The organism is Leptolyngbya sp. CCY15150 (assembly GCF_016888135.1).
Lineage (GTDB): Bacteria > Cyanobacteriota > Cyanobacteriia > RECH01 > RECH01 > RECH01.
In genome coordinates, this window is sequence record NZ_JACSWB010000207.1 from 38331 (window position 1) to 52770 (window position 14440).

Annotated in this window: 11 protein-coding genes; 6 read left to right on the forward strand and 5 right to left on the reverse strand. The window is 56.7% G+C overall.

From position 1 onward, the window contains the following. Positions 1 to 18 precede the first annotated feature (18 nt). Positions 19 to 498, reverse strand: coding sequence for a 2-C-methyl-D-erythritol 2,4-cyclodiphosphate synthase (gene ispF, locus JUJ53_RS14285; RefSeq protein WP_204152706.1), 480 nt, complete (start codon positions 496 to 498; stop codon positions 19 to 21). Between the two features lie 69 nt (positions 499 to 567). Continuing rightward, the gene (gene trmD, locus JUJ53_RS14290) at positions 568 to 1287 is read right to left on the reverse strand and encodes a tRNA (guanosine(37)-N1)-methyltransferase TrmD (protein WP_204152707.1); all 720 of its coding nucleotides are present in this window, start codon (positions 1285 to 1287) and stop codon (positions 568 to 570) included. Between the two features lie 520 nt (positions 1288 to 1807). On the opposite strand from trmD, the gene JUJ53_RS14295 reads away from it, so the two are divergent. The 5 genes from JUJ53_RS14295 (at position 1808) to JUJ53_RS14315 (ending at position 9973) form a co-directional block, all read left to right on the forward strand. After that, positions 1808 to 2659, forward strand: a complete 852-nt coding sequence (locus JUJ53_RS14295; protein ID WP_343327963.1) for a cyanophycinase — start codon at positions 1808 to 1810, stop codon at positions 2657 to 2659. 515 nt (positions 2660 to 3174) lie between these two features. Further along, positions 3175 to 5931, forward strand: a complete 2757-nt coding sequence (gene cphA, locus JUJ53_RS14300) for a cyanophycin synthetase (protein ID WP_204152972.1) — start codon at positions 3175 to 3177, stop codon at positions 5929 to 5931. A gap of 120 nt (positions 5932 to 6051) precedes the next feature. Further along, positions 6052 to 6750 (forward strand): 3-oxoacyl-ACP reductase FabG, encoded by a 699-nt coding sequence (gene fabG, locus JUJ53_RS14305; RefSeq protein WP_204152708.1) that lies wholly within the window; start codon positions 6052 to 6054, stop codon positions 6748 to 6750. A gap of 67 nt (positions 6751 to 6817) precedes the next feature. After that, positions 6818 to 8866: a serine/threonine-protein kinase gene (locus JUJ53_RS14310; RefSeq protein WP_204152709.1), complete on the forward strand. Its 2049-nt coding sequence runs from the start codon at positions 6818 to 6820 to the stop codon at positions 8864 to 8866. A gap of 240 nt (positions 8867 to 9106) precedes the next feature. Further along, positions 9107 to 9973, forward strand: a complete 867-nt coding sequence (locus JUJ53_RS14315; protein ID WP_204152710.1) for a branched-chain amino acid ABC transporter permease — start codon at positions 9107 to 9109, stop codon at positions 9971 to 9973. A gap of 69 nt (positions 9974 to 10042) precedes the next feature. On the opposite strand, the gene JUJ53_RS14320 is transcribed toward JUJ53_RS14315, so the two are convergent. Then, positions 10043 to 11266 carry an HhoA/HhoB/HtrA family serine endopeptidase gene (locus JUJ53_RS14320; RefSeq protein ID WP_343327964.1) on the reverse strand — a complete coding sequence of 408 codons (1224 nt, stop codon included), beginning with the start codon at positions 11264 to 11266 and terminating at the stop codon, positions 10043 to 10045. Between the two features lie 345 nt (positions 11267 to 11611). Then, positions 11612 to 12700 carry a tetratricopeptide repeat protein gene (locus tag JUJ53_RS14325; RefSeq protein ID WP_204152711.1) on the reverse strand — a complete coding sequence of 363 codons (1089 nt, stop codon included), beginning with the start codon at positions 12698 to 12700 and terminating at the stop codon, positions 11612 to 11614. A 140-nt stretch (positions 12701 to 12840) separates the two neighbouring features. On the opposite strand from JUJ53_RS14325, the gene JUJ53_RS14330 reads away from it, so the two are divergent. Then, positions 12841 to 13173 (forward strand): YbjQ family protein, encoded by a 333-nt coding sequence (locus tag JUJ53_RS14330; protein WP_204152712.1) that lies wholly within the window; start codon positions 12841 to 12843, stop codon positions 13171 to 13173. Here JUJ53_RS14330 and JUJ53_RS14335 read toward each other — a convergent pair. Further along, a complete protein-coding gene (locus tag JUJ53_RS14335; RefSeq protein ID WP_204152713.1) occupies positions 13154 to 14371 on the reverse strand; it encodes a glycosyltransferase in 1218 nt (405 codons plus the stop codon). The genes JUJ53_RS14330 and JUJ53_RS14335 overlap by 20 nt on opposite strands. Positions 14372 to 14440: the final 69 nt, after the last annotated feature.

Here is a 14440-nt window from a genome sequence, read left to right on the forward strand (position 1 = left end):
AGAGCGGGGTTCCCTAGCCTAGGGACGGATCAACAGGGCCACGCTATAGACCGCGATGCCCTCTTCTCGTCCTGTGGGGCCAAGCTTCTCGTTGGTGGTCGCTTTCACCCCCACCTGATCGGGGTTGAGCTGGAGGGCCGTGGCCAGGCGATCGCGCATGGTCTTAATGTGGGGCTTGAGTTTGGGCCGCTCCGCTACAATCACCGAATCCAGGTTACCAATCTGCCAGCCCTGGGTCTGGATCAATTGGTGTACCTGCTTCAACAGTTCAATGCTGTCTGCGCCTGCCCATTGGGGATCGGTGGGCGGAAAATAATGGCCAATATCACCCAGGCTCAGCGCTCCCAGCATGGCATCCATAATCGCGTGGGTGAGCACATCCGCATCGCTGTGTCCTAGCAACCCTAGGGAATGCTCCAGGGTCACGCCGCCCAAAATCAGGGGGCGATCGGGCACCAGTCGATGTATGTCGTAGCCATTGCCAATGCGAATATCCATAGATTCCTCCCCTCGTCCCTGACCTTGTCTTTCACCGATCGCCTTCTATCTCACCTTCTATCCCCAGCCCTAATCGCGATCGCTCGATTCCCCCAGTCGTTCCTGGGATTGCTGCCAAGCTTCAAATAAATCAGGGCGGCGATCGCGGGTTCGTTGAAGCTGCTGCTGCCGTCGCCACTGAGCGATCGCCCCGTGATTGCCCGATCGCAACACCTCCGGCACCGTCCAACCCCGAAACTCCGCCGGGCGGGTGTATTGGGGATAGTCCAGCAGCCCATCCTCAAAACTTTCATACTTCAGAGAATCGGTTTTACCCACCGTGCCCGGCATCAGGCGAATCACGCCGTTGAGCAGGGCTAGGGCCGGAATTTCGCCACAGGTGAGTACAAAATCTCCTAATGACACCTCGCGGGTCACCAGATTCAGCACCCGTTCATCGACCCCTTCATAATGTCCACAAATGCAGACCAACTGGTCATAGTCACTGGCCAGGGTTTGGAACAGCGGCTGGGTCATGGGCTGCCCCTGGGGTGTCATCAACAGCACTTCCCGCCGAGGCAGATCGGGCAAGGACTCTACCGCAGCAAAAATTGGCTCCGGCTTCATCAACATGCCGACACCACCACCGTAGGGTTCATCGTCTACCCGATGATGCTTATCGGTGGTGAAATCCCGGGGATTGGTGAGATGCACCGCAGCAATTTGGTTGGCGATCGCTTTCCCCAACAGTCCTGACTGCAGGGGAGATACAAAGAAGTCTGGAAATAGCGTAATAATGTCAAATCGCACAGCCCAACCACACGTTCATAACCTCAACCCCAAATGCCCCTTATCATCCCATATTCGCTGGACATCAAAACCGTAAACCTTCGGGTCAATTCTACAGAATATTTAAACAAGGGTTAAAAATCTGGGATGATGCCTATTGAAGCAACATGCTCCAGCATGGTTTCTGTCAACGATGGGTCTTAACCCTGGATGGTTCCGAGGGCTGATTCAGTCTTACGCCATCCATTAAGCCTCTAACCCTGACACAATCCTCACAGTTTCTGGTTGGAGAGGATTCAGCCCTGTGCTTCAAGGGCCTAGTCTCCAGCGTTCGCGGTAAGATGCCAATACCAGACGGTATGCTGCTGAAGCCCCTGGGCTCTGCCAGTGAGCATCTCCGTGGCGGCGGCGAGACCCATCGTCTCACCCCTACACAATGAACTCTGTTCAAGCCCAGGCCGGCCACCCCATGGACAGCCCCTTGTCTTCTATCCGCAGGTTGCTGGAGCGATTGATCACCTTCAAGCCTAAGCACAGTATCATGCTGCAATTAGAAACCGAATCTCTGACGCAGAGGATGCCCAAGACTACCAAAGCAGCCGTCATGGTCATTGGCGGTGCAGAAGATAAAATTCACGGTCGCCAAATTCTCCAAACATTTTGGAGCCGAGCTGGCGCGTCCAATGCCCAGATTGCCATCATTCCCTCCGCATCTCGCGAGCCGGAAGCCATTGGCGATCGCTACCGCACCATTTTTAACGACATGGGCGTCAAAACCATCGAGGTACTCGACATTCGCGAGCGAGATGATGGCAATAAGCCTGAATGGCAGGACTTCATTGAAACTGCCACGGGAGTCTTTATTACCGGCGGTGACCAATTGCGGCTCTGTGGTCTGTTATCGGATACTCCGATTATGGATCGGGTGAGAATGCGGGCTCAGCTTGGCGAAGTTACCCTAGCAGGCACCAGCGCCGGAGCCGCGATCATGGGGCACCACATGATCGCGGGCGGCGGCAGTGGCGAATCTCCCAACCGGGCCTTGGTCGATCTCACCACCGGGCTGAGCATTTTGCCCGAACTGGTCGTGGATCAACATTTCCACAACCGCAACCGCATGGCGCGGCTGATGAGTGCGATCGCCACCTATCCTGACAAGCTGGGCATTGGTATCGATGAAGACACCTGCGCCATGTTTGAGGGCAATGACCTGTTTCAAGTCATCGGTCGTGGCACCGTCACCATTGTTGATCCTGGGCAGATGTCCTACACCAATCAACCCGATGTGGGCATGACCGAACCCTTGAGTATGCACCACCTCAAAGTTCATATTCTCAGCCATGGCGATCGCTTCGATCTCCATCAACGCATCCCTCTGCCCGCCCATCCCTAGTTCCTCCCATCGCCTACAGTCTAGGTGCGATCGCCACCCGTCCTATCTAAGATGGCTGGAACGAGCCCCCCACGGATGTCACCTACTAATGACTTGACGGCTAGATTCAATTGAAATTTTCCCCCAATCTGCATAAGAATAGGGGAAGCGTTCATGCTGGCTGCTCACCAGATGCCGACCGAGCAGCCTTCTGAATCGTGGACAGTTCTGGATAGATAGTTCTAGATAGCTCTAGATAGATAGCTCTAGATACCATTCAACCCCATGCCCTAAGGCAAGATACGGCTCAACGGCACTCCTCGTCAGTCGCATACATGTTCACGGTGAACAGTTTGCTGGGTTTTATGTCATCGAGACTAGACCTAGAAGCAACCACCAAGCGATCGCGGCTACCTTGCACCAACACCACCGCGGCCGACCTGCGACCCTTCCCTGAGCATCCAACCTGTCTAGTTCTACCCCACCCGCCGCCTACCTCCCACCCTCCGCTACTGAGAGAGTCGCCAAGCACTGTTATGAAAATTCTTAAAACCCAGACCCTACGAGGCCCAAACTACTGGAGCATTCGCTATGGCAAATTAATCGTCTTACGCCTAGATCTAGAAGACGTTGCCGATCGCCCCACAAGTGACATACCAGGCTTCTATGAAGGACTGCACCAGGCACTGCCGAGCCTGATGGAACACTTCTGTTCCCCCGGCTGCCGTGGAGGGTTTCTTTCTCGGGTTCAAGAAGGCACCATGATGGGGCATGTGGTGGAGCATGTGGCGCTGGAGCTACAAAGCCTAGCGGGCATGGATGTAGGATTTGGGCGCACCCGCGAAACTAGCACCCCCGGCGTCTATCGGGTGGTCTTTGAATATATCGACGAGCAGGTCGGCCGCTATGCTGGGCGGGCCGCCGTGCGCATGTGCCAAAGCATCATCAATGAAGGCGTCTATCCAGCCGAGGAGCTGGAGCAAGATCTCGTCGATCTACGCGACCTCTGGGCCAAAGCATCCCTGGGCCCCAGCACCGAAAATATTGTTAAAGAAGCCGATGAACGCGGCATTCCTTGGGTGCAGCTAGGCGCAAGGGCGATGATCCAATTCGGCCACGGCGTCAATCAACGGCGTATCCAAGCCACCCTCAGCAACGGCACCGGCATTTTGGGCGTGGAGCTAGCCTGCGATAAGGAAGGTACCAAGAGCATTCTCAAGGATGCCGGGGTGCCCGTACCGCGCGGGGTGGTGATCTACTACCTCGATGAACTTAAAGATGCCATCGATGATGTGGGCGGCTACCCCATCGTCATCAAGCCCCTAGACGGCAATCACGGCCGCGGCATCACCATTAACATCAACTCTTGGGAAGAGGCCGAAGCCGCCTACGATGCAGCCCAAAAAACCTCTAAAACCCATGCAGTCATCATTGAGCGCTACTACCTCGGTCAAGACCACCGCGTTTTGGTGATCAATGGCCAGGTCGTCGCCGTAGCAGAGCGCGTGCCTGCCCATGTGATTGGGGATGGCCGCTCCACCATTAGCGAACTGGTGGAGGAAGTCAACCGCGATCCACGTCGGGGCGATGGTCACGCCAATATTCTCACCCGCATTGAAGTCGATCGCACCACCTGGCAACTGCTCGATCGCCAAGGCTATACCCTAGACACCATTCTGAGCGAAGGCGAGGTTTGCTACCTGCGAGCCACCGCCAACCTCAGCACCGGCGGCATCGCCATCGATCGCACCGATGACATTCATCCAGAAAATGTCTGGCTGGCCCAGCGAATTGCCAAGATCATTGGCCTCGATATTGCCGGCATTGACGTCGTCACCACCGACATCACCCGTCCCCTGCGAGAAGTGGATGGCGTGGTCGTTGAAGTGAATGCTGCGCCGGGCTTCCGGATGCACTTCTGCCCCAGCGTGGGTCTACCGCGCAACGTGGCAGCTCCCGTTTTAGACATGCTCTATCCGCCCGGCAGCTCGTCTCGCATTCCCATCGTGGCGATCACCGGCACCAATGGTAAAACCACCACCACCCGCCTGATTGCCCACATTTTCCGGCAAACCCAAAAAGTGGTGGGCTACACCACCACCGACGGCATTTATATCAACGACTACGTGGTGGAACGGGGCGACACCACCGGCCCCCAAAGCGCTCAGGTGATTTTGCAAGACCCCACCGTGGAAGTGGCGATCTTGGAAACAGCCCGAGGCGGTCTACTGCGATCGGGAATGGGCTTTAGGGACTGTGATGTGGGTGTGGTGCTCAACGTGGCGGCAGATCACCTGGGCATCGGCGATATCAACACCGTGGAAGATCTCGCCCACCTGAAGAGCGTGGTTGTGGAAACGGCGCGGCCCAATGGCTATGCGGTGCTGAATGCCGATGATCCCCTCGTGTCCGCCATGGCCAAGCGGGTGAAGGCTCAAGTTGCCTACTTCTCCATGCATCCCGACAATGACCTGGTGCGATCGCACACCCAGCAGGGCGGATTGGCCGCAGTCTACGAAAATGGCTACCTCTCCATCCTCAAAGGCGACTGGACTCTGCGCATCGAGCAGGCAATCAACGTACCGCTGACCATGCACGGCCGCGCTCCGTTCATGATTGCCAATGCCCTAGCCGCTAGCCTAGCTGCCTTTTCCCAAGGCGTCAGCATTGATCAAATTCGGGCAGCCCTGCATAGCTTCCAAGCCTCGGTGGATCAAACGCCTGGCCGCATGAACCTCTTCAACCTTGGCGACTTCCATGCCTTGATTGACTATGCCCACAACCCAGCTAGCTACGAAGCCCTAGGCAGCTTTGTGCGCAATTGGCCCGGCGATCGCATCGGTGTCGTGGGTGGGCCCGGTGATCGCCGCGATGAAGACTTTGTCACCCTGGGTCAGCTTTCTGCCAGCATTTTCGATCGGATTATTGTCAAAGAAGACGACGATACGCGGGGACGTCCCCGAGGCAGCGCTGCTAACTTCATCATTGATGGCATCCGCCAAGTCAATCCCGAGTTTCCCTACGAGGAAATTTTGGACGAGGTAACGGCGGTGAATACAGCCCTAGATGCAGCGCCCAGCGGCAGTTTGGTGGTGATCTTACCGGAAACCGTCAGCCGTGCCATTCAGCTCATTGATCAACGGCGACCGATCACCGAAGCCACCGAGCTGCAGCGATCGCCCCAGCAAATGGACGAACATACCGAAAGCGATCCAGCGGACACATCCACCGCAGAACCGGATCCATCGGTGCAATCCAGCACCGACTATGTGCCCTCCAATAGTTCGCTGTAGATTCAGGGTGAGGGCGATCGTTGGGGAGGAGAGCGATCGCCCTTCCACGTCCGGCTAGATTTTGCAGCTTTTCCCCATTCTTGGTCACAATGAGAGTGACCGATGTAGGGGATCTTCACCATGAACCATAAGCATGTTTTGCTCACCGGCGGTACGGGCGGTCTGGGGCTAGGGGTAACACCAGCCGTCTTACGTCAGGGTGTTGCCTCGCTCACCATTCCCTATCGCAATCCCCAGGAAGTGGAGCGCCTCAAGGGGCGGCTATCTCCCGGCGATCTGGCACGCATCCAGTTTGTGCCGGTGAATTTGCTGGACGAAGCGGCGGTGGAACAGATGGTGAACCGCATGGAGGCCGTGGATGTGGCCATCCATTTGGTGGGCGGCTTTTCTATGGGGGCCACCCACAGCTACGGCTATGACCAATGGCAAAAGGACATTGCCCTCAACCTTTCCAGTACGTTTTTGGTCTGCAAGCATAGCCTGCGGCGGATGCGGGAAACGGGCTACGGGCGGATCGTGACCGTGGGGTCGCGCGGGGCGGTGGAACCGGGGGCACAGTTGGCGGCCTATTGTGCAGCCAAGGCGGGGGTAGTGGCGCTGACGAAAGCGATCGCTGCAGAAACCAAGGGCACTCGGATCACGGCCAACGTAGTGCTGCCCAGCATCATCGACACTCCCAGCAACCGCAACGACATGGGCACAGAACAGGTGAAGCAATGGGTGGATCCAGCTTCCTTGGCCCAGGTGATTTGTTTCCTGGCCTCCGAAGCAGCAGGGGATCTGCGGGGTGCTGCCATTCCGGTGTACGGCGATAGTTGATGTCTGCAGTCAGGAATGATGAGGCAAAAGTCCGTAGAATTCCTTAGAGACCCCCGAGGACGCAATCATGACGTTACTGTGTAGCAATGGCCATACCAACCCAGCCGATAGCCGATTTTGTTGCATCTGCGGTCAGGCCTTAGTCACCCCCCAACGCTCGGCTGACAAACTGTTGGGGCAGCGCTACCACATTGAGCGGGAGCTAGGGCAGGGGGGCTTTGGACGGGCCTATTTGGCCCTAGATACCTATCGCTTTAATGAACCCTGCGTCTTGAAAGAATTTGCGCCGCTGGTGCAGGGCGATCAGGCCTTGAAAAAGGCCCAGGAACTCTTTGGACGGGAAGCCGGGGTGCTCTACGAACTTCAGCATCCCCAAATTCCTAAGTTTCGGGAAATGTTTCGGGCGGTGGATGGGGAAAGCGATCGCCTCTTCTTAGTTCAGGACTATGTTGATGGGCGCACCTACCGCAGCTTGCTGAACAGCCGCCGCGATGAAGGACGCTATTTCAGCGAACTGGAAGTATTGCAATTGATGAGCCAGCTCTTGCCGGTGCTGGACTATATCCATAAGCTAGGTGTCATTCACCGCGATATTGCTCCAGATAACCTGATGCTGCGGTTTGATGATCAACTGCCGGTGCTGATTGACTTTGGCGGCGTCAAACAAGTGGCAGCGATCGCCTCCCAATATTACAATCCCAATCATCCCGTCCCCGCCCTCACCCGCCTTGGCAAGGTAGGCTATGCACCCCACGAGCAAATGGAACGGGGCACCGCCTCCCCCGATAGCGACCTCCATGCCCTAGCGGTGACCATGCTGGTGTTGATGACCGGCGAAGAGCCCCAGGATTTATTCCAAGGATCGGTGCCATGGACGAGCAAGGTGGCCCTCAGTCCCCATCTCACCCAGATTTTTCAGCGCATGCTGTCGCCCCGCCCCAGCGATCGCTACCCCTCTGCCCAAGCCGTCCTGCAGGCCCTGCAAAGCACCTTGTCTGGAGCAACGCCTGGATACATCACCCAACCTCCAGCCCCAACGGCCAGCCCATCATCGGTACCCACCGCAAACCATATCGCCCCGACCCACAACCCGACCTACGCCGCTTCACCGGTCACCGCCCGCAAATCTGGATCTGGCATCTGGGTCTGGCTACTGTTGATCCCGGTGATCCTCGGCGCGGGGACGGGCGGCTGGTGGCTAGCCAATCGCTTACTGTTGCCGGTGGATGAACCCTTCTCGCCGGATGCGGGAGCGGTGGATGAGACGGAGCCGGAAGTGTCCTCCAATCTTCCCCCCGAGGAACAGGCCCGGCAGGCGGCCTTAGGCGAACGACGGCGACAGTTGGGGGTAGACTATGCCCTCCTGGTGAACCTCACCAACCAAACCTTTTTCGATCGCTATCCTGAACAGCGGGGGCAAACGCTTTCCGACAGTCCCGAAGATGCAGACGGGCGATCGCAATGGACAGCGATCGCCTCCGAATGGCTGGATCAACTAGAAACCCACCTCAGTCCTGCAGCCCGGCAACGACTCGGTCAATTTACGGCGGCAGATCGCGATCGCTGGCGGCAACAGGTGAATGAGCAGTTTGTCAGCGGTCGGGCCCTCAATGACCTCACCGACGCCCGCTTTTTCCACCTCTGGCCCGAGCAGCAGGGGCAAGACTTTCTAGAAACCCCCATGGGCCAGGTGTGGCAAGCGATCGCCTTTGATTACGTAGACGCCATTGAACAGGGTGCCGTGCTAGAGGAAGTTGTCTTTGAAGCAGGACAATTCAGCACTGACCTCAGCGATCGCCTAGAGCCCGGAGGCGGACAGATCTATATCGCTAACTTGGGTGAAAAGCAATTTTTGCGCCTCGCCCTGCAGGCCCCATCCGACAGTACGCTGCTGTCGCTCTACCTACCGCGCCCCACATCTGAGCAACCGGTGCTGCTCGAAGATGCCTCTGACACGGTTTGGTCAGGACAACTGCCCCAGACTGGCTACTACGAAGTGGTTGTAGTATCTCGCCATGGAGAACCCTTGGACTACCAGCTATCCCTAGCGGTCGATAATGTCTCCACAGATCCCATCGAGACCCCCGACCCTGAGGAAGAGCCCCCCAAAAATTAGGCTGTCCCAGGCGATTGTCCCATCTGCAAGGTCATCGTTTAAGATGCCTCAAAGTTCCTCGTCCTCTAGGAAAGGGATTTAGGGTGAGGGCAACATGGAGTGGGCCATCTACACATTGGTATCCGATCTGCAAAAAGCGATCGCCCTCCCAGCCTGTGTCAACATCTCCTAGGGGCCACGCTTTGCAAACAGCCACAGGTCTTGGACAATGGGGACTTATCCCGTTTGGCATATTGACCCATGAGTCCAGACCTGATCCAGCTTTTGGTGAACGGCATTGCGGTAGGCAGCATCATCGCCCTCGCCTCCATTGGGCTAACCTTCACCTACGGCATTTTACGCCTCGCCAACTTCGCCCATGGCGACTTGATGACCCTCGGTGCCTACCTCACCCTCGTCGCCAATCTGAATGGGTTAAATATTTGGCTTGCCATGGTTGTGGGAGCGATCGGCACCATTCTAGTTGCCCTGCTCTGCGAACAACTGCTCTGGGCCCCCATGCGCGATCGCCGCGCTACCCCCACCACCCTGATCATTATTTCCATTGGACTCGCGCTATTTCTGCGCAATGGCATCATTCTGTTCTGGGGCGGCAGCAACCAAAGCTATGACCTCCCGATCACCGCTGCCCTCGACGTCTGGGGCATACGCATCAAGTACTACAACCTAGTTGTCGTAGCCCTTTCCGCCGTGGTGATTCTCGGGCTACATTATCTGCTGCAGCATACCAAAACAGGTAAAGCCATGCGCGCCGTCGCAGATAACATTGACCTAGCCCGTGTCTCCGGCATTGACGTGGAAAGGGTGGTGATTTGGACGTGGGTAATCGCCGCCGGTCTAACGGCCCTAAGCGGTGGCCTGTATGGTCTAATTACTGCCGTGCGTCCCAATATGGGCTGGTTCTTGATTTTGCCCATGTTTGCCTCAGTCATCCTCGGCGGCATCGGTAACCCCTACGGTGCCATTCTGGGAGCGCTGGTCATTGGCATGGTTCAGGAACTCAGCGTGCCGCTCTTGGGAGCCCAATATAAGCTAGGCGTTGCCCTAGGCATGATGATCTTGGTGCTGCTCATTCGTCCCCAAGGCATCTTTCGCGGCACGATGTAGTGAAATATGGGTGATGTAAAAGATCCCCGATGTTTTAAAAACATCGGGGATCTGTAGTCCAACCAGGCTCTAACCCTGCTGCATATCCTGGAGATTGCCAGGACGGACGGTGATAGTTTGGGTATTGCCGTTGCGAATCACCCGCAGGCGCAGGGATTGACCAACGTTGCTCCGTTCCACCGTGCGTTGGAGGTCTTCCGCCGTGGTCATGGTCTGCCCATCAATGTCCGTAATCACATCGCCGCGCCGTAGCCCAGCTTCCGCAGCAGGACTGTTGGGCATCACCCGCATCACCAACACCCCATTTACTTCCGGAAGTTGAATAGCGGCGTTCGGATCGTCATTGGACTGTTTCGCGAGGTCAGCGGTGAGCGATCGCATTTGGATGCCGATATAAGGATGGGGAATGGTTTCCCCACGAGCTAGCTGATCTTTAATCGCCTTCACCGCATCGATGGGAATAGCGAAACCGATGCCTTCTGCATCTGCGCGAATGGCGGTGTTGATGCCAATCACCTCACCTGCTTGGTTCAACAACGGCCCACCGGAGTTGCCGGGGTTGATCGCCGCATCGGTTTGGATAAAGTCCAAACGCTTATCGGGAATACCGATTTGGGCGCTGGAGCGATTCAAAGTGCTGACGATACCCAGGGTGACTGTATTGTCCAAACCTAGGGGATTGCCCACCGCGATCGCCCAGTCTCCCACTTCCACATCGCTGGAATTGCCCAGGGGCGCAACCGGCAGGTCACTGCCATCAATTTTGACCACTGCCAAATCGGAGGGTTCATCCACACCCCGAACGTCACCCTGGAGGGTGCGGCCATCCTTGAGAGTGACCGTCACACTGTCGGCACCGCTGACCACATGGGCATTGGTAAGCACAATACCGCTGGCATCAACGATAAACCCAGAACCTTGCCCCTGCTGGCGATATTGTTGGGGCATCTGGGAGGGAAAGTTGTCGCCAAAGAATTGCCGAAAGAAAGGATCATCAAAAAACGGATCGGTTTGAAACCCAGTAGACACGGTGCGTTCTGTGTCAATCCGCACCACGGCTGGGCCAACCCGCTGCACCGCTGCAGAGACAAAATTGTGGCCGCCTCGCACCTCCGTGGGAGTCGGCACCTGGGCGGCAGGAACTTGGGCGATCGCTGGACTAGCCAGAGCCGCAACCGATCGCCCACCAATCACCTGAAAGCTAACGCCCACAAATACCAAACCTGCTAGCAACGACAGGACAAGGGTTTTGAGACCTTGCTTCATGCCAATCCTTGTCTTAATTTGCTTCATCCAAACCATACTCTGCTCTCCACAGATGAAACCATTGACCTCGCATCACGCCCAGCAATATTGCCCAGATAGGTCGCGGTGCGCTTGTACAGCTCTCCTGACCAGCTTTGCCTGTAGATAAGATGGCAGAGCGATCGCCGGAGCCGTTGCATGTACCTTCTTAGAATTATTTTCGATCAGGAGAGTTCCTGGCATCGGGGGATAACCGAATCGTCAGTCCGGCGATCGCCGGACATGTCAATTCCGCTCTGCCACCAGCAACCTAGCTAGGGCGAGATGCAGGCCACAGAGCTTGTTGAGCCATGCCCATCTCTTCAACAAACTCTAGGCCCACAAAGGCGATCGCTACTGCAACTCGTTGAGCATCTCTTCTGTTTTCGCAATGCCGTCAGCGTTGCCTTGCTGACGGTAGAGATCTAGGGCGGTTTCAAACACCGTCACCGCATCATAGGACAGCGCTCGCTGGATGAGTGCCTCCCCCAAGCCATAAAATCCATCTGGATCGTTAGGCGCTAATTCGGTATAGCGGCGATAGGCAACGCTGCTCCAAAGGGGATTCTCGTCTTCCAAGAGCGCACTGCCCAACAGCCGATAGGCTTCGGCCATATCTGGCTGAACGCGGGTGGCTTGCTGATAGGCCGCGATCGCTGCCGTTAGATCTCCTTGGGCACGACGGATATCACCCACTTGAAGATGGGCCCGCCCATTACCACTATTCCGACGAATCGCTTCCTCAAAGGCCGTGAGTGCTTCTGGCATGTTGCCCAAGTTCACCAGAGCAATGCCCAGGTTGAGGTAGGAGTCACTGCGGGGAGTAATAGCAACCGCTTGCTGTAAGGCAGAGACGGCCTCTTGGTGTTGCCCTTGCTGGATGTAGGCAACACCTTGATATTCATAGGCTCGACTATCATTAGGCCGCAGAGACTGCAACTGACGCAGGGCCGTTAGGGCTTCGTCGTAGCGTTCTGCCCGCACCAGCACCACCCCTAAACCGAGGAAGGCATCGCTGTAGTCCGAGGAGAGCTGGGTAGCGCGGCGATAGGCTTCGGCAGCGGCGTCATAGTTCCCCAGATTCGCCTGGCTATAGCCCAGGGCATAGTAAAAATCAGCATTGTCCGATTCCAAGGCGATCGCCTGCTCATAGGCAGCGGCAGCTTCTTGATAGTCACCTTGATTGGCATGGGCAAAGCCGATACCGGAGTAGATGCGAGCATTATCAGGTTCTAGGGCGATCGCCTGCTGGTATACAGCCAGAGCCGCGCCATAATCTCCCGCAGCCACCAGGTCTCGTCCTTCGTCTAACAGGTCATTGAGCTGCTCATTGCCGCTCGACGCTTGACTGATGAGCGCCGGGGGTGATTGGGCCCAAGCCGGGAGGACGATCGCCTGCGTGGCCATCAAAACACTTAGGGTCAATGCAATTCGGTTTACCATGGGTATAACTCTAGCTCCTCAATGCTGCTAGTTTACGTCGCTCGTTCAGCCCATCCGGTTAGCTCCGGTGGATTCATGCGGCATCAAACGGGACGTGAATGGTTCGTTGTGGGAAGATTTGTCGTTGGTGAATGTAGCCTATGATTTTAACAACAACCGATGTCCTTCAGGGACAAATTGTGGACGCCTACCTAGGAATTGTCACCGCTGAGGTGGTCTACGGCAGTAATGCCCTGCGAGACTTTTTTGCTGGCATTCGTGACATCATTGGCGGGCGTACCGGCAGCTATGAGCGCGTCTTCGAGAAGGGGCATCAGGATGCACTCGAGGAATTGGAAGAACGAGCAGCCCGCCTGGGAGCCGATGCGGTGATCGGTATCGAAATCGACACCGGCACCATCAACATCGACGATCGCGGGGCGCTGCTGCTGGTCACCGCTAGCGGCACGGCGATTAGGCTTCGGGCGCAGTAACCGTGAACCCCATCTGGGCTAGCCCCTGACGCAAACGATGGGCTTCCACCGGATTTTGGGACTGATGGAGGGCGATCGCCTTTTGAAATGCAGCCAATCCTTCGGGCATCTTCCCTAGCTTAAAAAGGGTGACGCCTAGGTTTTGGTAGGCCTCAGCATAGTCGGGCTGGCGTTGAATCGCTTGGTCATAGTGGGCGATCGCCTCTGAAAACCGGCCCATGCCCTTCAGGGTCAGACCCAGGTTGTAATGGCCGATGGCAAACTCGGGGTCAATGTCCACCATGGCACGAAAGGCCGCCTCCGCCCCCGCCAGATCGCCCGCCGCCCGCCGCAGACTGCCGAGATTGTTGTAGGCTCCTAGCTTTAAGACCGGAAAAATAGCTTGCTGAATCGCTGCTTGGTAATGCTGGGCAGCTTGATCCACATGGGTGAGTTGGCTATAGGCAATGCCCAAATGGTAGTGCAGCTCATAGGCCACCGATGGATCCAAGTTGCTCCCTTGCAAACCTCGCTCCAACAATTCCACCCCATCCCGCACCCGTTCCATCTGCACATAGAGCGCCCCCAATTTACTGCAGGCATAGGGATCGCCGGGGTGGGTGACGAGAAATCGCTCCATAGCCAGCCGCGCCTTGTTCAGCTTATGGCGACTGGCGATCGCCTCTGCCGTATAGCCGTGATGCAACATGGCGACGCCGGGAAGGTTGGCCACCGTCCAGTGAGCCTCTTGGCGCATCAACTCCGCCACGCTATCGTCCACCATGGCGTGATAGGGCCGGGAAAAGGACAGGCTAGGATGGCGGCGAAAGAGCCGAGATACCAAAGAATAGGGCGATTGGGCAGCACCAATTTCCTGGCGCACTAAATTCACCACCAAGCCATTAGGATCAGCGATCGCCTCCCGCAGCCGCGCCCCTACCCCAGGAACCAGTTGTTCATCCGCATCCAACACCAGCACCCAATCCCCGGTGGCATGGGCGAGGCAGGCATTACGGGCCGCTGCAAAGTCATCACACCACAGGAAATAATGCAGCTTAGCCCCGTAGGCTTCCGCAATATCCGGTGTGTCGTCTGCCGAACCGGTGTCGAGAATCACCAGTTCATCCACCACATCCATGACGCTATCCAGACAGCGCCGCAGATTCTCTTCCTCATTTTTGACAATCATGCACAGGCTTAGGGTGGGTGCCTCACTCATGGTGTATGCCTCAACAAACGGCTTGGATATCCTCCCACAGGATAGATCAACTCTGGGACAAGACAGCGC